At 72.2% G+C, this 450-nt stretch carries 1 protein-coding gene; it reads right to left on the minus strand.

The window, feature by feature from the left end:
* Nucleotides 1-450, minus strand: a 450-nt coding sequence (locus AC1DDH_RS20615) for a substrate binding domain-containing protein (RefSeq protein ID WP_476956235.1), incomplete at both ends; no start/stop codon positions are given.

A 450-nucleotide genomic window follows, 5' to 3' on the forward strand; every position in this document is an offset into this window, starting at 1 on the left:
GTCCACGCCGGCAGCACGCGGCGCAGCCGGCGCGCGGTCACGTCCGCGGCGAGGCTGCGGTCCATCGCCAGCGAGAGTCCTTCGCCGGCACACAGCGCGTCGTGCAGCAGCGCGGGGTCGCTCGCCACGATCACCGGATTGATCGGAAAATCCCGCGCACGGCCGGCGGCCTGCCGCAGGGGCCACGCATAGCCGCGCTCGCGCCGCGCCTGATGAAGCGCCAGCGTCGCGTGGTCGAGCAGGGCGGCGGGATGGTCTGGCATACCGTGCCGCTTCAGGTAGGCGGGGCTGGCATAGACGCCGGTCGGGAAACTGCCGAGCCGGCGTGCGATGAGGTCGGAATCGGGCAGCACGCCGAGGCGCAGCGCCACGTCGATCTCTTCGGCAACGAGGCCGAGCGGCACGTGCGAGGCAAGGATCTCCAGACGCACTTCGGGATAGGCCGCACGG

The sequence above is a fragment of the Arthrobacter sp. 10T425 genome (genome assembly GCF_056393985.1).